Annotated in this window: 20 protein-coding genes and 2 pseudogenes; 10 read left to right on the plus strand and 12 right to left on the minus strand. The window is 71.1% G+C overall.

What is annotated here, in order from left to right:
• Positions 1 to 58 precede the first annotated feature (58 nt).
• Positions 59 to 2347: an exo-beta-d-1,3/1,6-glucosidase gene (locus RI138_RS18790; protein WP_311120871.1), complete on the plus strand. Its 2289-nt coding sequence runs from the start codon at positions 59 to 61 to the stop codon at positions 2345 to 2347.
• Positions 2348 to 2503: 156 nt separating this feature from the next.
• Here the strand turns inward: RI138_RS18790 and RI138_RS18795 are convergent, their stop codons facing one another.
• Together RI138_RS18795 and RI138_RS18800 are read right to left on the minus strand one after the other, a co-directional pair.
• Positions 2504 to 3250 carry a hypothetical protein gene (locus RI138_RS18795; protein WP_311120872.1) on the minus strand — a complete coding sequence of 249 codons (747 nt, stop codon included), beginning with the start codon at positions 3248 to 3250 and terminating at the stop codon, positions 2504 to 2506.
• Between the two features lie 201 nt (positions 3251 to 3451).
• Complete coding sequence (locus tag RI138_RS18800; protein WP_311120873.1) at positions 3452 to 4375, minus strand: hypothetical protein; 924 nt, start codon at positions 4373 to 4375, stop codon at positions 3452 to 3454.
• Positions 4376 to 4664: 289 nt separating this feature from the next.
• Here RI138_RS18800 and RI138_RS18805 point away from each other — a divergent pair, with 289 nt between their 5' ends.
• A complete protein-coding gene (locus RI138_RS18805; protein WP_311120874.1) occupies positions 4665 to 5306 on the plus strand; it encodes a TetR/AcrR family transcriptional regulator in 642 nt (213 codons plus the stop codon).
• 24 nt (positions 5307 to 5330) lie between these two features.
• Here RI138_RS18805 and RI138_RS18810 read toward each other — a convergent pair whose 3' ends face one another.
• Positions 5331 to 6101 carry a GDSL-type esterase/lipase family protein gene (locus tag RI138_RS18810; protein WP_311120875.1) on the minus strand — a complete coding sequence of 257 codons (771 nt, stop codon included), beginning with the start codon at positions 6099 to 6101 and terminating at the stop codon, positions 5331 to 5333.
• On the opposite strand from RI138_RS18810, the gene RI138_RS18815 reads away from it, so the two are divergent.
• Positions 6100 to 7137, plus strand: a complete 1038-nt coding sequence (locus RI138_RS18815) for an SdiA-regulated/phytase-like domain-containing protein (protein WP_311120876.1) — start codon at positions 6100 to 6102, stop codon at positions 7135 to 7137. The two genes, RI138_RS18810 and RI138_RS18815, sit on opposite strands and share 2 nt — an antisense overlap.
• Before the next feature lie 9 nt (positions 7138 to 7146).
• Here RI138_RS18815 and RI138_RS18820 read toward each other — a convergent pair whose 3' ends face one another.
• Positions 7147 to 7548 carry a PPOX class F420-dependent oxidoreductase gene (locus RI138_RS18820; RefSeq protein ID WP_311120877.1) on the minus strand — a complete coding sequence of 134 codons (402 nt, stop codon included), beginning with the start codon at positions 7546 to 7548 and terminating at the stop codon, positions 7147 to 7149.
• A 31-nt stretch (positions 7549 to 7579) separates the two neighbouring features.
• Entirely contained in the window at positions 7580 to 8545 is a 966-nt protein-coding gene (locus RI138_RS18825) for a TetR/AcrR family transcriptional regulator (protein ID WP_311120878.1), read from the minus strand.
• A gap of 128 nt (positions 8546 to 8673) precedes the next feature.
• Here RI138_RS18825 and RI138_RS18830 point away from each other — a divergent pair, with 128 nt between their 5' ends.
• The 3 genes and pseudogenes from RI138_RS18830 to RI138_RS18840 form a co-directional block, all read left to right on the plus strand.
• On the plus strand, positions 8674 to 9732 hold the full coding sequence (locus RI138_RS18830) for an ATP-binding cassette domain-containing protein (RefSeq protein ID WP_311120879.1): 1059 nt from the start codon (positions 8674 to 8676) through the stop codon (positions 9730 to 9732).
• Positions 9729 to 10571 (plus strand): ABC transporter permease, encoded by an 843-nt coding sequence (locus RI138_RS18835; protein WP_311120880.1) that lies wholly within the window; start codon positions 9729 to 9731, stop codon positions 10569 to 10571. The genes RI138_RS18830 and RI138_RS18835 overlap by 4 nt, the downstream gene beginning before the upstream one ends.
• A 71-nt stretch (positions 10572 to 10642) precedes the next feature.
• Positions 10643 to 11164, plus strand: a pseudogene (locus RI138_RS18840) (GNAT family N-acetyltransferase); the annotation flags it as partial.
• A 65-nt stretch (positions 11165 to 11229) separates the two neighbouring features.
• Here RI138_RS18840 and RI138_RS18845 read toward each other — a convergent pair.
• From RI138_RS18845 to RI138_RS18860, 4 genes are all read right to left on the minus strand, one after another.
• Positions 11230 to 12333, minus strand: coding sequence for a methyltransferase domain-containing protein (locus tag RI138_RS18845; protein ID WP_311120881.1), 1104 nt, complete (start codon positions 12331 to 12333; stop codon positions 11230 to 11232).
• Positions 12330 to 12461 (minus strand): hypothetical protein, encoded by a 132-nt coding sequence (locus RI138_RS18850; RefSeq protein WP_257002485.1) that lies wholly within the window; start codon positions 12459 to 12461, stop codon positions 12330 to 12332. The genes RI138_RS18845 and RI138_RS18850 overlap by 4 nt, the downstream gene beginning before the upstream one ends.
• Positions 12462 to 13270: 809 nt before the next feature.
• Positions 13271 to 14113 (minus strand): helix-turn-helix domain-containing protein, encoded by an 843-nt coding sequence (locus RI138_RS18855; RefSeq protein WP_096632546.1) that lies wholly within the window; start codon positions 14111 to 14113, stop codon positions 13271 to 13273.
• Positions 14110 to 14853, minus strand: coding sequence for a DUF6879 family protein (locus RI138_RS18860; RefSeq protein ID WP_311120882.1), 744 nt, complete (start codon positions 14851 to 14853; stop codon positions 14110 to 14112). Before RI138_RS18860 ends, RI138_RS18855 begins: the two co-directional genes overlap by 4 nt.
• Before the next feature lie 633 nt (positions 14854 to 15486).
• Here RI138_RS18860 and RI138_RS18865 point away from each other — a divergent pair.
• A complete protein-coding gene (locus RI138_RS18865) occupies positions 15487 to 16494 on the plus strand; it encodes a MarR family transcriptional regulator (protein ID WP_311120883.1) in 1008 nt (335 codons plus the stop codon).
• Positions 16495 to 16594: 100 nt separating this feature from the next.
• Here RI138_RS18865 and RI138_RS18870 read toward each other — a convergent pair whose 3' ends face one another.
• Positions 16595 to 17059 carry a MarR family winged helix-turn-helix transcriptional regulator gene (locus RI138_RS18870; RefSeq protein ID WP_311120884.1) on the minus strand — a complete coding sequence of 155 codons (465 nt, stop codon included), beginning with the start codon at positions 17057 to 17059 and terminating at the stop codon, positions 16595 to 16597.
• A 205-nt stretch (positions 17060 to 17264) separates the two neighbouring features.
• On the opposite strand from RI138_RS18870, the gene RI138_RS18875 reads away from it, so the two are divergent.
• From RI138_RS18875 to RI138_RS18885, 3 genes are all read left to right on the plus strand, one after another.
• The gene (locus RI138_RS18875; protein WP_096632539.1) at positions 17265 to 17921 is read left to right on the plus strand and encodes a hydrolase; all 657 of its coding nucleotides are present in this window, start codon (positions 17265 to 17267) and stop codon (positions 17919 to 17921) included.
• Between the two features lie 195 nt (positions 17922 to 18116).
• Positions 18117 to 18839 carry a class I SAM-dependent methyltransferase gene (locus RI138_RS18880; protein WP_311120885.1) on the plus strand — a complete coding sequence of 241 codons (723 nt, stop codon included), beginning with the start codon at positions 18117 to 18119 and terminating at the stop codon, positions 18837 to 18839.
• Positions 18840 to 18849: 10 nt separating this feature from the next.
• On the plus strand, positions 18850 to 19263 hold the full coding sequence (locus RI138_RS18885; protein WP_311120886.1) for a DUF4259 domain-containing protein: 414 nt from the start codon (positions 18850 to 18852) through the stop codon (positions 19261 to 19263).
• A gap of 10 nt (positions 19264 to 19273) precedes the next feature.
• Here the strand turns inward: RI138_RS18885 and RI138_RS18890 are convergent.
• Both RI138_RS18890 and serC read right to left on the minus strand, forming a co-directional pair.
• A pseudogene (locus RI138_RS18890) lies at positions 19274 to 19360 on the minus strand (Uma2 family endonuclease); the annotation flags it as partial.
• 208 nt (positions 19361 to 19568) lie between these two features.
• Complete coding sequence (gene serC, locus RI138_RS18895) at positions 19569 to 20687, minus strand: phosphoserine transaminase (RefSeq protein WP_311120887.1); 1119 nt, start codon at positions 20685 to 20687, stop codon at positions 19569 to 19571.
• Positions 20688 to 20765: the final 78 nt, after the last annotated feature.

Genomic DNA, 20765 nt, shown 5'->3' on the forward strand with positions numbered 1-20765 from the left:
CCGAGCGGTCGGGATTCAGCGTACGGTGCTGCGGAGTGCCGTCGCGAAAGGAACTCCTGTGGGTCTCTTGCCGCCGTACCTCGACCCCGCGCTGCCCGTCGCGGAGCGGGTCGCCGACCTCCTGGGGCGGATGACGCCGGCCGAGAAGGTGGGCCAGATGCTCCAGCTCAACGCCAAGGAGGGCGTGCGGCACCTCGTCGAGGACCTGCACGCGGGCTCGATCCTGCACGCCTCGCCGGAGCGGGTGCGGGAGGCCGCCGAGCTCACCGCGCGGACCCGGCTGCGCATTCCGCTGCTCGTCGCGGAGGACTGCATCCACGGGCACTCGTTCTGGGAGGGCGCCACGATCTACCCGACGCAGCTCGGGATGGCCGCCACCTGGGACCCGGAGCTGGTGGAGCGGATCGCGCGGGCGACGGCGGTGGAGGTCGCGGCGACCGGGGTGCACTGGACCTTCTCGCCGGTGCTCTGCATCGCCCGGGATCTGCGCTGGGGCCGGGTGGGCGAGACGTTCGGCGAGGACCCCTATCTGATCGGAGAGTTGGCGTCGGCGATGGTACGCGGCTACCAGGGCGACGGGCTGGACGACCCGACGGCGATCCTGGCCTGCGCCAAGCACTTCGCCGGGTATTCGGAGACCCAGGGCGGCCGGGACGCCAGCGAGGCGGACATCTCCCGGCGCAAGCTGCGCTCGTGGTTCCTGCCGCCGTTCGAGCGGGTCGCCAAGGAGGGCTGCCGGACGTTCATGCTCGGGTACCAGTCGATGGACGGCGTGCCGATCACCGTGAACCACTGGCTGCTCGACGAGGTGCTGCGTGGTGAGTGGGGGTACACCGGGACCCTGGTCACCGACTGGGACAACGTCGGCCGCATGGTGTGGGAGCAGAAGGTCTACGGCGACTACGCGCAGGCTTCGGCGGCGGCGGTGCGCGCGGGCAATGACATGGTGATGACCACGTCGAACTTCTTCGAGGGGGCCCAGGAGGCGCTGGCCCAGGGGCTGCTGGCGGAGTCCGAGGTCGACCGGGCCGTACGCCGCATCCTCGCGCTCAAGTTCGAGCTGGGCCTCTTCGAGAACCCGCGCCACCCCGACGCGGCCCGTCAGGCGGAGGTCATCGGCAGTGCCGCGCATGCCGCGTTGAACCTGGAGGCGGCCCGGCGCTCGCTGGTCCTGCTGGCCAACGACGGCACGCTGCCGCTGGCGGGCGGGCTGGAGGCGGACGAGGGCGGCCGGGGCCGCCCCATGGTCCCCGGCCCCCGTGCGGTTGCTGTCATCGGCCCCAACGCCGATGACCCGCAGACCCAGTTGGGCGACTGGGCGGGCTCCTCGGGGCAGGCTGACTGGCTTCCGGGCGGCCAGCCGCGTGCCATGATCCGTACCGTCCTCGACGGCTTCCGCGACCACGTGCCCGCCGACTGGACGGTCTCGTACGCGCCCGGCGCCCGCATCCTGTCCGTCGGGACCGACCCGGAGGGGGAGTTCTTCCCGGACGGGCAGCCGAGGCCGGAGGTCGTGGTCCCGGCCACCCCCGACCCGGCGCTCATCGCCGAGGCCGTCGCGGCGGCCGAGGCGGCTGACCATGTGGTGGCCGTCGTCGGCGACCGGATCGAGCTGATCGGCGAGGGCCGGTCGACGGCGACCCTCGAACTCGTGGGCGATCAGGTCGCGTTGCTGGACGCGCTGGCGGCGACGGGAAGGCCGCTGGTCGTCGTGGTCATCAGCTCCAAGCCGCTGGTGCTGCCGCCGTCCGCGCTCGACGCGGCGGCGATCGTGTACGCGGCCAACCCGGGCATGCTCGGCGGCCGCGCGGTCGCGGAACTGCTGCTCGGCCTGATCGAGCCGACCGGCCGGCTGCCCCTCTGCTTCGCCCGGCACGCGGGGCAGCAGCCGACGTACTACAACCAGGTGCGCGGCCAGCACGGCTCGCGCTACGCGGACCTGACGCAGCGCCCGGCGTTCGTGTTCGGGGAGGGGCTGAGCTACACGACGGTCGACTACACGGGCCTGGAGGTGCTGACGGCCGTCGTCGACGCGTCGGAGACCGTACGGGCGCGGGTCACGGTCGCCAACACGGGGAAGCGGCCCGTGCTGGAGACGGTGCAGGTGTACGTGAGCGACACGGTGACGTCGGTGACGTGGGCGGAGAAGGAGCTGAAGGCCTACCGGCAGGTGGAGCTGGCCCCGGGGGAGTCGCGGGAGATCCTCCTTGAGCTCCCGGCCGCCGACTGCACGCTGGTGGACGTGAGGGAACGGCGGGTGGTGGAGCCGGGCCGCTTCGAGCTGCTGGTGGGGCCGTCGTCACGGGACGAGGATCTGTTGCGGGGGGAGTTCGCGGTGAAGGCGTGAGCGTGAGCGGGGGGCGTGGGCAGGGGCCGTGGGCGGCCGTGCCGACGATGGGCCCCACCCGCCGTGTAGCTGCTGGGGCCCATCGTCAGACGCTGAGGTGGCTGAAGCCGCTGAGGCCGCTGAGGCGGCTGAGGAGGCGGCTCAGGAGCCGGTGGCTCAACGGACCTCGAAGAAGTTCACGTTGTGCCGGTTGACCTTGATGCCGAGCTTGACGAAGCCGCCGTCGCGGTCGTCGCCCGCGTACTTGCCCCAGTACTGGCAGTGCAGACCGGTCTCGGTCTCCTCGTCGACGGCCTTGGCCACGGGCAGCTCCTCGCAGGAGAGCTTCTCGGCGTCGGACCGGCCCTTGTAGGACTCCCAGAGCCGGTTGTAGGCGGCCTTGGCGACCAGAAGGCTCTTCTTCGGGGTGCTGTTGTAGAAGGTCATGAGGCTGCCCGGCTTGTACTTGTCGCTGATCTTGACCTCGTACGGGATGACCGCGCCCTCGTAGGTGACGTTGCAGACGCTGACCGCGCCGGCCTCCTGGGTGACGCCGTCGGGGCAGTTCGCGCTCGTCTTGCCGGGGACCTTGACCCGGCTGAGCAGGTTCTCCTGGAGCTTGTGCTCCACCTTCTCGGTGAACGAGGCGCCGTTGTCGGGCTTCGGGAGGACCTTGAGCTTCGGGTCGGAGCTGGAGACGAGGACGTCCGGCTGCGGACCGGTGACGGGGACCGCCAGGTCCGCCCCGGGCTCGGGGGCCTTGTCCTCCTTCTCGGGCGCCCGGTCGGCGGACCCGGTCGAGCCGGCCGAAGCGCTGGACTTGCCGGAGTCGTCGTCCGACGAGGGACCGCAGCCGGTGACCAGGATGCCGACGGCGGCGAGTCCGATGAGGTTCTTCCCAATGAGGTTCTTCGAGATACGCATAAGCGGAGCCTAAGTTGCGCCTGTGACGTCCCTGTGTGACGAGTCAGGGCTTCGTGGGCCCTAGGAGGGCTGGGCAAAAGGTATGAGAAGCGCAAAGATTGGGGTATTCCGATTTGCGATCTGTACGTTCCGTGACCCTGATGGTGACTCAGCCGAGAAGGACTCGTGGCGCGAATGTGACGGTGGGTTCTGCTCGCGGCGTCATGTGCCGGGGGCTTTCGTCAGCTCGTGCAGGTCGGGGGCGTCCGGGTCGCCGACGTACTGGTAGAGGGTGAGCCGGTCCGCTGTGCCGCCGACGCTCCAGGGGGCGACCCCGCACGTCCCGACCGTGATCTCCACCCTTTGGGCCGTGGTGTCCGGCCCGGGCTCGAAGCTCCAGGTCCCCGGCCCCGTACAGCTGTTGTCGTCGTCGCGGGAGAGGTGATCGCCGCTCGGGGCGTTCTTGCCGAGGCCGGTGGAGCCGTAGCCGAGGTCGGCGTGGAGACCGGAGCCGGTGACCCGGCTGTCCGGCGTGAGGGTCAGCGTCCCGCCGTTGCCGTCCGACCAGCTTCCGACGAGGTCCGCCGAGGTGACCGCAGGCGGACGGTACTCCTTCAGGAGCCCCGTAGACAGGGCGGCTGCGCCGAGCGCGGCCGTGACGACCACGGTGAGCACGCCCCACAGCAGGACCGGGCCGAAGATCCGCTTCCGGCGCGACCGGCAGAGCACGGCCGGAACGGCGATGGTGACCGTGGTCAGCGACCACCCCAGGGCGATGGCGCCGGGCTTCCCGCCGCCGGCCAGGGCGACGGCCGTACCGACGGGCGCGAGGGCGAGGGCCCCCGCCACCGGCGGAACGCACCACCACGCCTCACGACCGGCGAACCGGCGCCCCAACGCGTCGCTCAGCCAGGCCGTGGGGAGGACGAGGGTCAAGGAGATCGCGGCCGTGAAGGTGGCTCCGATCACGGCGAGCACGGGCAGGAACAGGACGAACAGGGGCGAGCCGCCGGTGCCTTCGGGGGTCGGTGCCGCCTGGGTCTCTTCGTACACGATGGACACGACGAGGGCGAGCGCCGCCTCCAGGAACAGGACCATCATCGAGAGCAGCAGGTTCAGTCCGTAGAGCCGCTTCTTGTTCTCCACCGTTCAGGGCCCCCCTTGCGCACGGCGGTAGGTGCGGTTCGCCCGGTGTGGCGGCCGCTGTGCTGATCGTGCCAGACCTGTTTGAACGCGTTCAACGCGGGTCCCGTGGTGCGTCGCCGCAGGACCGGGTGGGTGGGGGAAGGCGCTGAAGAAGCGTTTCCGCGTGCGGGTATTCGCCCGTACGGGTGTGGCGCTACGGCCCGTACGGCGGTGGGCGAGCACAATGGGGCGGCGGTTCGTGCAGAGGAGCTGAGGCCCCTCTCCCGCACCTTGCGCTCAAGGAGGACCGGTGGCGGAGAGCTGGACGGTTCAGCGGACCGGGCCCGGGGACGTCGCCCGCATGCAGGCGCGCGAACAACTTCTCGAAGCAGCGAGGGAGTTGTACGGGATCAACGGCTACCGCGAGACCGCCGAGCGGGACGTGTGCGAGGCGGCGGGGGTGCCGGTGGAGGTGCTGCGCCAGGAGTACGGCTCCCGGGAGGGCCTGCTCATCGCCCTCCACAACCGGGTCACGACAGCCGGCCTGCGGGCCGCGGAGGCCGCCCTGCTCTCCGAGGGCATCGACGACTGCTCGATCGCGGAGCGGGTCCGCCGGCTCTTCGACGCGTACGTGGAGGCCGTCACCCTGGACCCGCGCGAGGCCCGCGTGACGTTCGTCGAGGTGCTGGGCGTGAGCGCCGTGGTGGACGAGCACTGCAAGCTCTGGCGTGCGCTGTGGACGGAGTTCCTGACCGGCGAGACCGAGCGGGCGGTGGAGCGGGGCGAGGCGGAGGACCGGGACTACCGGGTCGACGTGATGGTCATGGTCGGCACGGTCCACGAACTGATGGCCCACCACGCCCGCCGCTGCCGCCGGGCCCGCCCCGAGGAGGTCTCGGGGGAACTGACCCAGCTGGCGCTGTCGATGCTGGGGTCGCGGTCGGTGGGGTGAGGGCGGGCGCGTGAGCCCTGCCGGTCAGGCCGGCAAGGGCTGCTCCAGCGCCTGACGCTCGGCGTACGGGCCGCCCAGCGCCCACGCCTGGTGCATCGCGTCGGCGAAGGCGGCGGCCAGTTTGTGTTCGCCGCTCGGGCCGGGGTGGGTGCCGTCGTAGGTGTCGGTGTGGATGTCGTACGCCGTGGGGCGCGAGGCCAGGAGGAGGGGGGAGGCGGGGTCGTCCAGGTCGGCCACCGCCTTGGCCAGGAGTTCGTTGAAGCGTGCGCAGGAGGCGGCGAAGGGGGCGTCCGTCTCGGCCCGGACGTTCGGTATCACCGGGAGCAGCACCATGCGCATGCGAGGGTTCGCCGTGCGGGCAGCCGTGATGAACGCGCGGGCGTTGTCCGCCGTCTGCTCGGCGTCCGTGTAGAACCCGAGGTCTATCAGCCCCAGCGAGACCAGCAGGACGTCCGCCTCCGCCTCGCGCGCCGCGTCCGCGATCACCGGGGCCATGTGCAGCCAGCCCTCGCCCCAGCCGGACAGATGGCGGCGGGCGAGCGCCGGGAAGGACGGGTCCGCGTACGTCTCGGAGAGCGGGGCGTTCGCCTCGGCGTCGTACAGCGTCGAGCGCGGGCCGACGATCTCGTACGGGAGGGCGGGGAACGACTCCAGGTGCTGCCACATCCGGTAGCGCCAGGTGAAGTCGCCGGCGCGCCCGATGGTCATGGAATCGCCGACGAAGAGGAAACGCATGGCGTCATCATGGCCGATCATGCCTCCGGCCTGCGACGTGACGATGGACACTTGGGCCATGCGTTCGTATCTGACCGGCCCGGCGGGCACCCGTGCTGCCGCCCTCGCCGCTGCTCTTCTGCTGCTCGCGGGGGGTGGCCCGGCCGTGGCCGACGACGGCCGGGCCGATCGTGACTTCACGATCGAGGACCCCCGCATCACCGAGTCCAGCGGCCTCGCCGCCAGCCGCGCGCACCCCGGCATCTACTGGACGCACAACGACAGCGACGACGGCCCCTACGTCTTCGCCGTCGACTCCCGCACCGGGAAGACGGTCGCGACGATCACCATGCGGGGGGTGGGCGAGCCGCGGGACGTGGAAGGCATCTCGATCGGGCCCGACGGCGACATCTACGTCGGTGACATCGGGGACAACCTGGACGGCTCGTGGAGTCATGTCTGGATCTACCGTTTTCCCGAGCCGAAGGAGCTGCGCGACGCCACCGTCACCGCCGTCCAGTACGACGTGAAGTACGCCGACGGGCCCCGCAACGCCGAGGCGCTGATGGTCCACCCGAAGACCGGCCGCGTCTACATCGCCTCCAAGAACGGGGACGGCGGCGGCCTCTACGAAGGGCCCGCGAAGCTCACCACCGGGGCCGTGAACACGTTCCGGCGGGTCGACGAAGTGCCGTGGGTGACGGACGGTGCCTTCTCACCCGACGGGGGCTCGCTGGTGCTGCGGTCGTACTTCAGCGCCCGCGTGTACGACTTCGAGGACGGCCGGCTCGGGGAGAGCGAGGCGGTCGCCGCGCCGTTCCAGCGGCAGGCGGAGTCGGTGACGTACACGGCGGACGGGTCGGCCCTGATGTTCGGGTCGGAGGGCCTGCGCAGCGGTGTGGTGCGCGTGGAGGTCGCCGGTCGTGAGGGCGGAAGGGACGGTGCGCCGTCCAAGGGCGGTGACGAGGCCGGTGACCAGGGCGGTGACCGGGAGCGGGGGAGTGGCAGCGGGAGCGCCGCCGCGGATGGCTCCGGGGACGGCAACGTGGCTCTGGGGGCGGCCGTCCTCGTCGGGATCGCGGTCCTGTGGCTCGGGCTGAGGCGGCGGCGGGGGTAGGCGGCGGGCTCAGTCGTCGTCCGTGATCGGCCACACCTCGTAGTGCAGCGTCCGGTCCCTCTTCAGCCGGTGCGCGAGCGGCACCAGTACGCCGTGCACGATCGGGTACTTGCGCGACAGCATCCGCGCCGCGTGCGTGTTCTCCTTCGTGCCTGCCGGCAGCAGCCGGGCATGGGCCCTGATCTGCGGTCCGGTGGGCCGGCCCCGGAGCGTGCAGGGGGCGATCTCCACCCGCGGGTGGTTGCGCATGCGCTCGACCTTCCAGGCCGAGGAGAACGTCCGGATGAACGCGTGATCGCCCTCGACGGCGATGTTGACCGGTGTGCCGACGGGCGTCCCGTCCTGGCGGTGGGTGCTCAGCAGGACGGCGTACTGCTTGACGAAAGGAGCGAGCTCCCGGCTGGCGTCCATATATCCATTGGGACACGGGCCGGGCCCGCTGTCACTTCTGCGCCGCCCTCCGTTCCCGGACCAGGGCCTCGAAACCGGCGATCAGCCGCTGGAGGCCGAACTCGAAGTGATCGAACTCGGCGCTGAAGGTGTCCTCCGCCATCGCCGCCATCACCGGGTACTCCCCGCTGAGCATGGCCCGCTCCAGGTAGGGGCGCTGGTTGTCCCAGAACTCCTCGTCGCTCAGCCCGGTCTGCGCCACCGCCTCCGCCGCATCGCCCTGGGTCCGGGCGAGGCCCTCCACGAAGCTGTTGACCGTGATGATCACGCCGATCAGCTCGGGGTCCCGCAGGCCCATGCCGCGCAGACCGGTGAGCGCGAGCTCAAGTCCGCGCAGGGCGCTGGGGCCGAGCACCGTACGGGCCTGGTTGATCTTGAGCAGCCAGGGGTGGCGGCGCAGGTTGTCCAGGTGCCCGCGGGCCATCCGGTCGACGGCCGCCCGCCAGTCGTCGGACAGTCCGCCGGAGTCCTCGGCCAGATGGCCGGATTCCCCGGCCCGGTCGCCGGGACCTTCGGCCAGGTGGCCGGAGTCCTTGGCCCGGTCGCCGGAACCTTCGGCCCCGTCGTCGGAGGGCGCCCCCGCCGACGACCGGGCCGAGGCGGCGGATCGCTCCCCGGTGGGGCCGGTCGGCAGCGGTTCGCCGAGGACGCGGTCGAGCATCAGGTCCAGCAGTTCCGCCTTGCCGGGGACGTACCGGTAGAGCGACATCGTGCCCGTGCCCAGCTCGGTGGAGAGCCGGCGCATGGAGACGGCGGACAGTCCTTCCGCGTCCGCCACGGCAATGGCGGCCGTGACGATCCGGTCCAGGGTGAGGCCCGGCTTGGGGCCGCGGCTGGGGCGTTCGCCGGTACCCCACAGGAGTTCCAGGCTGCGGGCGATGTCGCCGCTCCCGGTCGCCGTGCCGTCCGGCGTCGCCGCTGTCGCTGTCGCTGCCGTTGTCGATCCGTCTTTCGCCATGGCGTCAGCGTAATGCGCCGGAGAAGATTTGGGTACGCCGTACTCGCATTGGAGTACACCGTACCCGTCATCGGGTACGGTGTACTCAATTCGCTTTCTGGTCGACCGGAGAAGCAGGGGGTTGTGCCATGTCCATGCCTGAAGCAGGGGTGAGGTCCACGTCCGGGTACGCGGTGCTCGCCGAGGGGGTCGTCAAGCGGTACCGGGCGCGGGGGAAGGGCGGGGCGGAGAGTCGGGCGCTGGACGGATTCGACCTCGCCGTGCGCCCGGGCACCGTCCATGGCCTCCTCGGCCCGAACGGGGCAGGAAAGACCACCGCCGTACGGGTCCTCGCGACCCTCCTGCGGTTCGACGGGGGCCGGGCGGGGGTCGCCGGGCTCGACGTGCGGCGCGAACCCCGTCGCGTACGGAGCAGGATCGGGCTCGCCGGTCAGTACGCCGCCGTCGACGAGGGCCTCACCGGGCGGCAGAACCTGGAGATGTTCGGGCGCCTCTTCCACCTGGGCAACCGCGGGGCCCGGCAGCGTGCCGGGGAGCTGCTGGACCGGTTCGACCTGGTCGAGGCGGCCGACCGGAGCGCCAAGGAGTACAGCGGCGGCATGCGGCGCCGGCTCGACCTCGCCTCCTCGATGATCCTCTCGCCCGACGTGCTCTTCCTGGACGAGCCGACGACCGGGCTCGACCCGCGTGGCCGGGGCGAGGTCTGGGACGCGGTCCGGGCCCTGGTGGCAGGCGGTACGACGGTCCTGCTCACCACGCAGTACCTGGACGAGGCGGACCGGCTCGCCTCGCACATCACCGTCATCGACGGGGGGCGGGCCATCGCCGACGACACCCCGGACGCGCTGAAGAACCGCGTCGGCGGCGACCGGATCGAGGTCGTCGCCGCGGACGAGCGCGACCTGGCCGCGGTGGCGAAGGCCGTCGACCGGGTGGCCGGCGGCGGGCTCGTCGTCACCGACGGCACCGCCCGTCGGGTGCACGCCCAGGTCGCGGACCGGGTGGCCGCCCTGACCGAGGTGGCCCGGAGCCTTCAGGACGACGGGATCGCGGTGGAGGACATCGGACTGCGCCGGCCGAGCCTGGACGATGTGTTCCTGCGGCTGACGGGGCAGGGCACGGACCACGGCACGGGCGAGGGCCACGACATCGCTATCCCCGACGTGCGAGAGGTGGCGGCGGCATGACCACGCTAGAACAGAACCCCGTTGCGCCGCCCCGCGTCGGCCGGGACCACGGACTCGCCTACTGGGCGGTCTCCGACTGCTGGAACATCACCCGCCGCACCCTCACCCACTACCAGCGCCACCCCTCCGCCGTCCTCTGGCAGCTCGGCTTCCCGATCCTCTCCGTCCTGCTGTACGGGTACATCTTCGGCAGCGCCATGAAGGTGCCCGGGGGCGGCGACTACCGGGAGTTCCTGATGCCCGGCATGTTCGCCATGACCATGGCCATGGGCTTCATGAACACCGCCGTTGCCGTCGTCACCGACACCGGCAGGGGGGTCGTCGACCGCTTCCGGTCCATGCCGATGGCCCCCTCCGCCTTCGCCTCCGGACGCGGGGTGGCCGACCTGGTGGTCGCCGCCGCCGAGCTGACCATCCTGGCCGCCACCGCGCTGCTGATCGGCTGGCGCGCGGGTGGCGGGGCGGTGGCCGCATTCGGGGCGTTCGGGCTGCTTCTGCTGCTGCGGTTCAGCCTGATCTGGGTGGGCGTCTGGCTGGGCCTGCTGGTCCCCACCCCGGAGGCGGCGGGCGGGCTGTACGCGGTCGCCTTCCCCCTCACGATGATCTCCAGCACCTTCGTCGCCCCCTCCCTGATGCCGGGCTGGCTGGGCGCGGTCGCCGCCTGGAACCCGATCTCGTCGACCGCGACCACCACCCGCGAACTGTTCGGCAATCCGGTGGCGGGCGGCGGCACGTGGGTGGAGGAACACGCTCTGCTGATGGCCGTGGTGTGGCCGACCGTGATCACGTTGGTGTTCCTGCCGCTGGCGGTACGGCGGTTCAGGCTGCTGAGCAGGTGAGCTGCCGAGCGAGTGAGCGGCTGAGTAACTGAGGGGCGGGCGCGGGTAGGCCGCGCGTAGGGTCGGGGACCGTGTCGACGACCACCGGACCCCGGCCCTTCACCACACCCCGCCTCGACGCGCTCCCCCTCGATCCGGGGTACGCCGACGAGATGGCCGCCGTCCTCGCCGACCCTGCCCTGTACGTGTTCACCGGGGGCGGCCCGCCGGACCCGGCCGCGCTGCGGGCCCGGTACGAGCGGCAGTGCGCCGGTTCGCCGGACCCCGGGGAGCTGTGGTGGAACTGGGTGCTCCGGGTCCGCGCGGAGGGCTGCCTCGCCGGGTACGTCCAGGCGACCGTACGAGGGCCCCGCGTGGAGATCGCCTGGGTGATCGGGACTCCGTGGCAGGGCCGGGGTTACGCGAGCGAGGCGGCGCAGGGCCTCGCTGCGCACCTGGTCGCGGCCGGAGACGTCCGGGAGCTCGTCGCCCACATCCACCCCGACCACGCCGTGTCGTCGGCGGTGGCTGCGGCGGCGGGTCTCCGGCCGACCGGGGAGTGGGAGGACGGCGAGCAGCGGTGGGCTGCCGACACGCCTGTGCCGGGGGCCCGTGAGGGCCTGCTCCGGGTCGGCCCTTCCGACGCCACGGGCCGACCCAGGACAGGCCCTGACACGGGTTACGCCCTGGCCGGCCGGATGACCTCGCGCGGGTCCCACAGCCACACCTGCTGCCCCCGGTCGGTGACGGTCAGCCCGAACTGCTCCGCGCCGGGCCGCCCCGCCGACTCGTACTCCCACCAGGCCCGCTCGATCTCCTCCCACAGGAACCCGGGCCCGTACTGCCACACCTCCTGCCCGGTGACGGCGGTCGCTCCGCTTCCGTCCTCCCGGGTCACCCACACCTGAACACCCTCATCGGTGTCCTTGTGGACGAGGCGTACGCCGGGCAGGCGCGCCCTCGCGAACAGCGCGAACCCGAGGTCGAGAAGCCGCGCGGGGTCCAGGCCCGACGCTCGGGCCCGCCCCCTGCCCCGTACCTCGTGGAGATCGGGTACGCGATGGGCTCGCATCGGCATGTACGTGGCCCCGCCGCGGAACGGCCCCGCCGCCGTACCGTCATCCTGAACACGGAGCTGGGCCAGAGCACCCGACCAGAACTCCCGGGCGAGCGGAGCCACGACGACCCCGCCGGGCCGGACCTGCCGGAGCAGCCCGTAGGGGACGTACCGCAACGCGCACGTGGAGATCAGCCGGTCCACCGGTCCCAGGCCGGGCCAGGGCTGTTCACCGTCCCCGACCCGCAGATGCGGCCGGTACCCGGTCCGCGCGAGGGCGTCGGCCGCCTGCCGGGCCACGACCGGGTCCAGCTCCACACTGTGGACCAGATCGTCACCGAGCCGCTCGCAGAGCAGCGCGGCAACGTACCCGGTGCCGGTGCCGACCTCCAGCACCCGCATCCCGTCCCCGACATCGAGCAGCCCGAGCATCCGGGCCACCATCGAGGGCATCGAGTTCGACGACGTCGCGACACCGGGTCCGCCCACCGCTCCGTCGTCGAGCTGCGTGACGACCGGCTCGTCGCTGTTGACCAGCGCCAGCCAGGCGTCCGTCCCCACGACCGGCTCACACCGGTCGGGCAACTGCCGCCAGACGTCCGCCGGAACGAACCGGCTGCGCGGCACGGCCTCGAAGACCTGCCGCCAACGGCCGTTGAGCAACCCGCGATCGGCGAGAGCCCGGACCAGATCCGGGTAGGTCGGTACCTGGTGCGGTGTGCTCATGGCTGCGGGACGTACGTGGGGCGGCTGCCGTCCGGAGACGGCTTCGGCTCCGACGGCGGTGTCCACGGCTTGTCCGACGGAGGCCCGCCGTGCTTGCCGCCCTCAGCCCGTACGGGGGTGGTGGTCATCGGCCATCTCCTCTGCTCGGTGGAACGGTTCGATCGGCGGGGCGGCGGCGCAGCCGGTAGCTCCCGTACGGAGGGAAGAGGCCGACGCGGCACGGACGACCACTCTCGGCACACGTCCGGCAGAGAAGGTCCCGGCCGTCGGTGCTGTGCCGTACGGCGGTGACCGGAGCGCGCCAACACGCCTCACAGGTGCGGACATCCGCAACCGACAGGCTGACGCTCATCCGGCATCCCGGAGAGCAGTGGCCGACGCGTGGCACGGACAGACGCAGTCCGGCCGCCGGCACAGGACATGCGCAGCAGGCAGACCCGACACCGAAGCGCTGCGACAGACGACGCCGTACGGACCGTCCGCCCCGGCCGACAGCCCGCCCAGGCGGGCGCCCGTCTCCTCGGCCACATCGGCGGCGGTGATCGGACCACCACGCCACAACAACGTCACCCCATGCTCCGGACAATAGGCACCCGACCCGTCCTCGATCGGAAACTCGTGCACGCCGCCCTCCGCGTAACACCTCATCCGCGCCGGGCCTCCCGCCACGCCCGGCCAAGACGCACAGCCGTTGAGCAAGGGACTCCGGCACGGCAGGCGGCGCAGGTCGTGGTGTGGTCAAGAAGTACCCGGTATGCAGCTTCGGGCCTCGGTGAGGGGATGGTCAGCGTGCTCATGGCTTTTCCTTAGGGCTGGTGTGGGCTGGAGCCACACGCATCCGCGTGGCCATGAGCAGCACGTTAGAGAGCTGAGCACGAGGTGCGCTGGGCGGTTGCGTCAGGTTGCGAATCCCGCTGTACGCATTGGGCACGGTTGCCTAATCGAGCTCCAACGACGCCCGTGCACGACCGATCAAACGTCGTGCCTGCGGCCCCCGGACCGAGGCTTCGGCCATCAGATCCCACGCCCGCTCATACAGAACGACGTTCTCCTCGTCGTCGAGCCACATCTCGGTGTTGATCGTCTCGACGATCACGCGACGCCGGTCATAGATCCAAAAACCGTGGCCCGGCGCACGCCTCAGCTGCGCACCGAGGGGAAGCACGCAGATCTCGACAGTGTCCAGGCCGATCAGCCCGGCAAGCCGGTCCAGCTGTGCGGCCATCACCTCGCGGGGGCACGTCAGTACGTACAGGGCCGCTTCCCACACTACGAACCGAAAGAGTTTGCCGGCCTCGTACAACACCTCTTGGCGGCGCATGCGCGCCCGGACTGCTGCCTCGACGTCCCTGGGGATTCCGCGGAACTCGGCGTTCGCCTCGAACGTGTGCCGGGCGTAGTCCGCGGTCTGGAACAGTCCCGGAATGCGGGACACCTCCACTCCTCGGATGAGCTGCGTAGCCATCGTCTCGGTGACGGCCAGCTCCTGGCGTGCCCGATGCCCACCCGCGAGTTGCCGTCGCCACGACCGGTACTGCGACTCCAGTCCGACGAGCCGCCCCCGTAACTCGGTCGCAACACCAGGCTGCCCCACCGCCTGGGCCCACTCCATCAGGTCGCTCACGGTGGGGGTCTGCTTTCCTGTTTCCAGGCGGGACACCTTCGAGCGTTGCCAGCCGAGCACTTCGGCCACGCCCTTGCCGTTGAGCCCCGCCTCGCTGCGTAGCTCGCGGAGCCGTGCTCCGAGGGCGACCCGCGCGGTTTGGAAGTCGGTGCTCACCCGGTCGAAGTTGCTTCCTTCGCGAAGTCCGCGGTGCGTGTCGCGTGGTGCCAGGCAGCGTCTCGCGCCTGGCAAGCGAGAGCGACTTCGGCTGGGTCTTCGCTGAGGACGACGCCGAGGGTCGTGTCGTCCTGAGCGAAGACGAACCTGGCGATCAGCCGAGAGTCGAACAGCCAGAAGTCGTGGCCGGGCAGGCCGAGTCGGACTGCCTGGGAGCGTGGCAGGTTGCGGATGTCCTCACCGGCCGCCACGTTGCCCTGGCCGCTGGCCAGAAGAAAACGTTGCCCCTCGGTCAGAGGCTCGTCGACGAGCCGGACCCGCTCGAACCGCTTTCCCTGAGCCGTCTGCGCCCGGACATTCTCGCGCCACGCGTTGTCCGGCTCGGCCGAGATGTCCGCGCCGCTCTTCCACCGGCCCCACTTCGGACTGTTGCGGTCGGAGGCGTATCCGTGCCGGGTTTCCAGCCGGAACGCGGTGTGCCTGAACTCGCTGAACAGCGGGGCGATCTCGGAGAAAGGCACCATCTCAGGAACGGTAGTGCGTGGTGCGAAGCGGACCAGGAGATCGCGTGGCACCAGTACGAATGTCTCGCTGTCTTTCACATCGCGGAGCTGCGCCAGGTGCTCGGGGTCGGTAACGCGGTCGCCCTGGACAAGGATGTCGGTGGTGCCCTCGACCTCGTAAAGAGTGGGGCAGTCTCCGTCGTCGCTGGTGGTGCCGAGAAACCTGAGGAGCGTCATAGTGCCCTCCGTCTACGCTGAGTGGGAATCCAGGATGCGGCGGATGGCGCGAGACCGAGGGCAGGTTGCGCGGAATTGCAGATCCTCATCGAGGCAGAGCCGTTGCGCGCAACTGGCGTTAGGCGAGCACTTGATGAGCGTCTTGGGGGGGCTCACGTACATCGCGGTCCAGATCCGACTCGTCGAAGCGCGGGGGCTGCCTGGCGGTGATCGGGCGAGCGCGCCCCTGGGCCCGGGGCTCGGAACCCGAGTCCCGGGCTTCGGTACGGCCTGGCTCACTCTTCCGGGTGTACGCGGGCAGTGCCCCGGCCCGAAGCTCGGGTCCCGGGATTCGGGCGTCGGGATGCGGGACCCGGGGTTCGAGCGCCTTCTTTAACCGGTAGGTAGGTGAAGGGGTTTGGGAAAACCCCCTACCTCCCTGCCCTCGCCACGGCCGGGAAATATGACTAATCGTGACAGCTTGCGGCGCAGAGTCACGACTGCTTACGGTGCGAGAACCAAACGACCCCGACGCGGTGTTGCCACACCAGGCCGGGGTCTCACCGCAAGATCGCTCCCGTGGAAGGCGACCCCGTGGCTACACAGCACCCTAGCTCCGCCCTGCATACCCCCGCACGCTCCGCCGCGTACCCGATGGCCAAGCCCGGCTACGGGAAACGCACAGCACCGGACCAACTTCCCCGTGCGCGTGATGATTTCGCTTTGCTGCCGACGCGTGAGCGGTACGTCGCCGGGTTCGTCGACCACCTCCCCGAGGGCGCGGCGATGAGCGTGAAGCAGCTCGCCAAGCAGCTCCCGCTCTACGGGCAGCAGGCCATCTCCACCGCCCTGACAGCCCTGTCCGTCGCCGGGCACCTGCGACGCGTACGGTGCTCCGTCGGCGGCGCGGGCGACGAGACCCGCTGGGTCTACCGCACCTTCTGGTCCCGCACCGCCCGCGACAACGAGTGGTGGAGCACCTACCTTGCCACCGAGAAGGCCGCCCTGACCGCAGCCCCCGTACCCGTGGCTTCCGCCTTCGACGCGGCACCGCCGCCACTGTGGGCCCCGGCCGAGGCGCCGCCGTCCGACCCGGAGGGCCCCGACACGGAACAGGGCCCCGAACCCGCCGCCGTGCCGCACCAGCGCACCCCTGTCCAGGCACCGGACACCGAGCCCCCCGCGACAGCCCAGGCCTCCGAAGCAGGCCGGTCTCCCGCCTACCTCGCCCTGGCCCGCCTCGGCCGCGACGACCACCGCCTCGCCCTCTCCGCCGACGACTGCGCCGCCCTGGAAGGACTGGCGGCGCAATGGCTCGCCCGGGGCGTCACCATCGACTACCTGACCAGCGCCCTCACCGCAGGGCTGCCAGCCAGGGTCGACAGCCCTCTCGGCTTCGTCCGCCGCCGCCTCACCGACAAGATCCCACCCCGACTTCCCACCGAGGACGCCCGACCCGCCGCCCTCGCCCCGCCTCGCCGCCTCCTCATGGAATGCACCGACTGCGGACGTCCCGGTCGGCCGGAGGTCCTTCCCGACGGTCTCTGCCGCGCCTGCCGCGAGACCCACTCCCGCGGCGAAGGGAACTCGCCCCGCCCCGCCGAGACCGTCGACGTCAAGGCGCACATGAGCAACCTCCGCGACCTGCTCAAACCCGTCTGACCTCGCCTCGACGAGCCGATTCGTCATGCAGGTCCGCGAAGTCGATCGTGCCGGGGCTCGATGCCTGGGCGCAGTACCTCGCGGCGCTGCCCGGAGCCGGTCAGTCGGGCTGCTTCTCCATGTGCGTGAGGACGCGGTTCGCGATGTGGGAGAGGGTGTCCAGCTCCTCCTGGGTGAGGGCGTCGATGAACAGCCGGCGGACATGCTCGACGTGCAGGGGGGCGGCGTCCTCGATCGCCTTCCGGCCGGCCGGAGTGGCGATGATGAACGCTCCGCGTCCGTCGTCGGGGCAGTCCTCCTTGGTCACCAGTCCGCGCTTCGCCATCCGCCCCACCTGGTGGGACATGCGGCTCTTCTCCCACTCCACCAGCTTGGTCAGGTCCATGAAGCGCATCCGTCCGCCGGCCTCGGTGAGTTTGGCCAACACGATGTAGTCGGAGGGGGACATGCGGGAGTCGGCCTGTACCTGGCGTGAGAGTCGCCCGATGAGCTTCTCCTGCATGCGGATGAAGCTGTCCCAGGCGGCCTGCTGCTCCGGGGTCAGCCAGTGTGGCGGTGCGTCCATGCGTGGAGCGTAGCGAGGCGGTCGGCGGCTCGGCCATCGCCTGGGCGGGGCCGGCTCCCGCATCGGGCGATCGGGCCTCCGTGCGCCTCGGCAAATCGACTGTCTCAATGGGTAGTTGACGCATCAATCATTGGTCCCTAGTGTGGATGACACGTCAACTAAACCGTTGCGGCGGGTACACGTGAAGCTCCAGAAGGGGAATCCCATGAGCACCCAGAACAAGTCCGGACTCGACGCGCTGCTGACGCCGGAGGAGAGCGTCCTGGTACTGATCGACCATCAGCCGTTCCAGTTCGCCAATCTGAACAGCCATGAGCCGACGATGATCGTCAACAATGTCGTCGGGCTCGCCAAGGCTGCCAAGGTCTACGACGTGCCGACGATCCTGACGACCGTACTGGAGGAGCGCGGCGGTCTGATCATCCAGGGCATCCAGGACGTGTTCCCGGAACAGAGGCCGATCGACCGGACCTTCATCAACACCTGGCAGGACGAGCGCGTCGTCGACGCCGTCAAGGCGACCGGGCGGAAGAAGCTGATCCTGGCCGGGCTCTGGACGGAGATCTGCCTGGCGATGCCGGCCATCCAGGCGGCGGGCGAGGGATTCGAGGTCTACGCCGTCACCGACGCGTCGGGGGGTGTCTCGGCCGAGGCCCATGACATGGCGGTGCGCCGCATGGTCCAGGCGGGCGTCGTGCCGATCACGTGGCTGGCCGTGATGGGCGAGTGGCAGCGCGACTGGGCCCGCGAGGAGACCATCCCGGGGGCCGCCGAGGTCCAGGCCCAGCACGGGGGCGCCACGGGTGTGGCCTTCGCCTGGGAGACGCAGCTCCTCGCCGGGCGTGCCCGGAGCGGTGTCTGACGTCGAGGCGGAACCGAGGACGAGCACCGTCCTGGCCAGGGCCGTGCGGACGGAAGACGGGTCGGAAGGCCCCGGACCGGGTTCGGCCCCGGACCGGTCCGGGGTTCGGTCCCGGGTCGGCCCCGGCCCCGGTCCGGTTCGGTCCCGGTCCGGTTCGGTCCCGGTCCCGGCGGGGCGCCGCCTAGGGTGGTGGCCATGACCGCTCCCGACCCCTCGCCCGACTTCCTGCACGCCACCCGGGCCTCGTACGACACCATGGCGCCCGCCTATGTCGATTTCACCCGAGGTGAGTTGGTGGCCAAGCCCCTTGAGCGCGGGCTGCTGACCGCCTTCGCCGAGCTGGTGGCGAGGGACGGCGGCGGGCTCCCGCTGGCCGACGTCGGCTGCGGCACGGGCCGGGTGACCGGGTATCTGCACGGACTCGGGCTGGGGCTCGACGTGTTCGGGATCGACCTCGCCCCACAGATGCTGGCCGAGGCGCGGAAGGACCACCCCGGGCTGCGCTTCGAGGAGGGGTCCATGCTGGGCCTCGCGCTGCCGGACGCGTCATTGGGCGGGCTGCTCGCCTGGTACTCGACGATCCACGTCCCGGACGAGGAACTGCCGCGCGCCTTCGCGGAGTTCCACCGGGTGCTGGCCCCCGGCGGCTACGTACAGCTCGGCTTCCAGGTCGGGGACGATCCGCTGCGGCTGACGGAGGCGTGGGGCATGGAGATCTCGCTCGTCTTCCACCGGCGGCGGCCGGAGCGGGTGGCCGAACTGCTGCGGGACGCGGGCCTGGAGGTGGTGTCCCGGGTGTGGCGGGAGCGGGAGACGGACGGGCCGTTCCCGGAGCGGGCACCGCAGGGGTTCGTCCTCGCGCGCAGGCCGATTGTCAGTGGCGGCTGTGAGTATGGGAACACCAGCACAGCGGATTGAGGGGGACCCCATGGGCGCTTGGGACATCGGCCACTTCGACAACGACACCGCCGCCGACTTCGGCGGACGGGTCGACGACGCGGAGCCCGGGAAGAAGGCGGACGTGCTCCGGGACGTCCTGACCGCCGTGGCGGACACCGGGCCGGAGGACTATGTGGACGGCGGGGAGGAGGCGGTGGCCGCCGCCGCGCTGATCGCCGCCCAGTGCCCCGGCGGCGAGCCCGTCACCACGCCGTACGGCCCCAAGGCCTCCCTGCCCCCGCTCCCCGCCGACCTGCGCCCCCTGGCCGTCCGCGCCCTGGACCGCCTCACCGCGAAGAACGCCGAGCCACTGGACCTGTGGGCGGACGCCGGGGCGGACGAGCAGTGGCTGGCGGGGATAGCCGAGCTGCGGGCAGTGCTGGTGGCGGCGTCGGGGGAGTAGCGCCGCGTCCTCAGCGTTTCGGGCTGCCCGCGCGCACGATCTCATCGACGTCCAGGGAGACTTCGGCGCCGATCGACGCGGGCAGAGGGGCCTCCTGGCTTTCCAGCTCATCGTCACAGGGGTGCTCGACTGCTGCTGCAGACATTGCGGGCCTCCTGGAATGGGCTGGTGTCGAGGCCGTCATCGTAGGGCGGGGCAGCCCGACACCGCGCTTCTGGCATATGCCACCCGGTCGAGGGAAGCAGAAACGGCCCGGCACACCACGCGGGTGCCGGGCCGTCTCCGTACAGTCGGGAACCGGGAAGCTACAGCTTCTCGATCACGTAGTCGATGCACGCCGTCAGCGCCTGCACGTCCGCCGGGTCGATCGCCGGGAACATCGCCACGCGCAGCTGGTTGCGGCCCAGCTTGCGGTACGGCTCGGTGTCCACGATGCCGTTGGCGCGCAGCACCTTGGCGACGGCCGCCGCGTCGATCTCGTCCGCGAAGTCGATCGTGCCGATGACCTGCGAGCGCTTCGCCGGGTCCGTGACGAACGGGGTGGCGTACTTCGCCTCGTCGGCCCAGCCGTAGAGGTGGCCGGAGGACGCGGCCGTGCGGCCCGTCGTGAAGTCCAGGCCGCCCTGGGTGTTCATCCACTTCAGCTGCTCGTTCAGCAGGAAGAGGGTGGACAGCGCCGGGGTGTTGTACGTCTGGTTCTTGAGGGAGTTGTCGATCGCCGTGGGCAGCGAGAAGAACTCCGGGATGTGCCGGCCCGAGGCGTGGACGCGGGCCGCACGCTCCAGGGCGGCCGGGGAGAACACGCCGATCCACAGGCCGCCGTCGGAGGCGAAGGACTTCTGCGGGGCGAAGTAGTAGACGTCGCTCTCGGTGATGTCGACCGGCAGCCCGCCCGCCCCCGAGGTGGCGTCCACCAGGACGAGTGCGCCCTCGTCGGCGCCCGCGACGCGCTTGACCGGGGCCGCGACACCCGTCGACGTCTCGTTGTGCGTGAAGGCGTAGACGTCCACGCCCGCCTCGGCCCGCGGGTCCGGGTGGGTGCCCGGGTCGGAGGCGATGACGGTCGGGTCGGACAGCCAGGGCGCGAGCTTCGCGGCCTTGGCGAACTTGGAGGAGAACTCACCGAAGTTCAGGTGCTGGGACTTCGACTCGATCAGACCGTGCGTCGCGATGTCCCAGAAGGCGGTGGAGCCGCCGTTGCCGAGGATGACCTCGTAACCCTCGGGGAGGGAGAAGAGCGCGCGCACGCCGTCGCGTACCTCGCCGACCAGGTTCTTGACCGGGGCCTGGCGGTGGGACGTGCCGAGGAGTGAGGTGCCGGTGGCGGCCAGCGCGTCGAGCGCCTCCGTCCGCACCTTGGAAGGACCGGCGCCGAAGCGTCCGTCGGCGGGCTTGATGTCAGCGGGAATCTGGATGTCGGCCACGAGTCGGAGCGTAGTCCCTCGACGGCACGGCCCAGCAACCGTGTCCGTCCGATGAGACGTGCGCTCCGGCCCGTGGGC

The organism is Streptomyces durocortorensis (assembly GCF_031760065.1).
Taxonomy (GTDB): Bacteria; Actinomycetota; Actinomycetes; order Streptomycetales; family Streptomycetaceae; genus Streptomyces.

Bases quoted from the DNA above. Each gene is read 5' to 3' on its own strand.
- RI138_RS18795 (WP_311120872.1), bottom strand. From the start codon at position 3,250: ATGCGTATCTCGAAGAACCTCATTGGGAAGAACCTCATCGGACTCGCC.
- RI138_RS18815 (WP_311120876.1), top strand. From the start codon at position 6,100: ATGCGTTCGTATCTGACCGGCCCGGCGGGCACCCGTGCTGCCGCCCTC.
- RI138_RS18810 (WP_311120875.1), bottom strand. From the start codon at position 6,101: ATGGCCCAAGTGTCCATCGTCACGTCGCAGGCCGGAGGCATGATCGGC.
- RI138_RS18820 (WP_311120877.1), bottom strand. From the start codon at position 7,548: ATGGACGCCAGCCGGGAGCTCGCTCCTTTCGTCAAGCAGTACGCCGTC.
- RI138_RS18825 (WP_311120878.1), bottom strand. From the start codon at position 8,545: ATGGCGAAAGACGGATCGACAACGGCAGCGACAGCGACAGCGGCGACG.
- RI138_RS18830 (WP_311120879.1), top strand. From the start codon at position 8,674: ATGTCCATGCCTGAAGCAGGGGTGAGGTCCACGTCCGGGTACGCGGTG.
- RI138_RS18835 (WP_311120880.1), top strand. From the start codon at position 9,729: ATGACCACGCTAGAACAGAACCCCGTTGCGCCGCCCCGCGTCGGCCGG.
- RI138_RS18845 (WP_311120881.1), bottom strand. From the start codon at position 12,333: ATGAGCACACCGCACCAGGTACCGACCTACCCGGATCTGGTCCGGGCT.
- RI138_RS18850 (WP_257002485.1), bottom strand. From the start codon at position 12,461: ATGACCACCACCCCCGTACGGGCTGAGGGCGGCAAGCACGGCGGGCCT.
- RI138_RS18860 (WP_311120882.1), bottom strand. From the start codon at position 14,853: ATGACGCTCCTCAGGTTTCTCGGCACCACCAGCGACGACGGAGACTGC.
- RI138_RS18865 (WP_311120883.1), top strand. From the start codon at position 15,487: ATGGCCAAGCCCGGCTACGGGAAACGCACAGCACCGGACCAACTTCCC.
- RI138_RS18870 (WP_311120884.1), bottom strand. From the start codon at position 17,059: ATGGACGCACCGCCACACTGGCTGACCCCGGAGCAGCAGGCCGCCTGG.
- RI138_RS18875 (WP_096632539.1), top strand. From the start codon at position 17,265: ATGAGCACCCAGAACAAGTCCGGACTCGACGCGCTGCTGACGCCGGAG.
- RI138_RS18880 (WP_311120885.1), top strand. From the start codon at position 18,117: ATGACCGCTCCCGACCCCTCGCCCGACTTCCTGCACGCCACCCGGGCC.
- RI138_RS18885 (WP_311120886.1), top strand. From the start codon at position 18,850: ATGGGCGCTTGGGACATCGGCCACTTCGACAACGACACCGCCGCCGAC.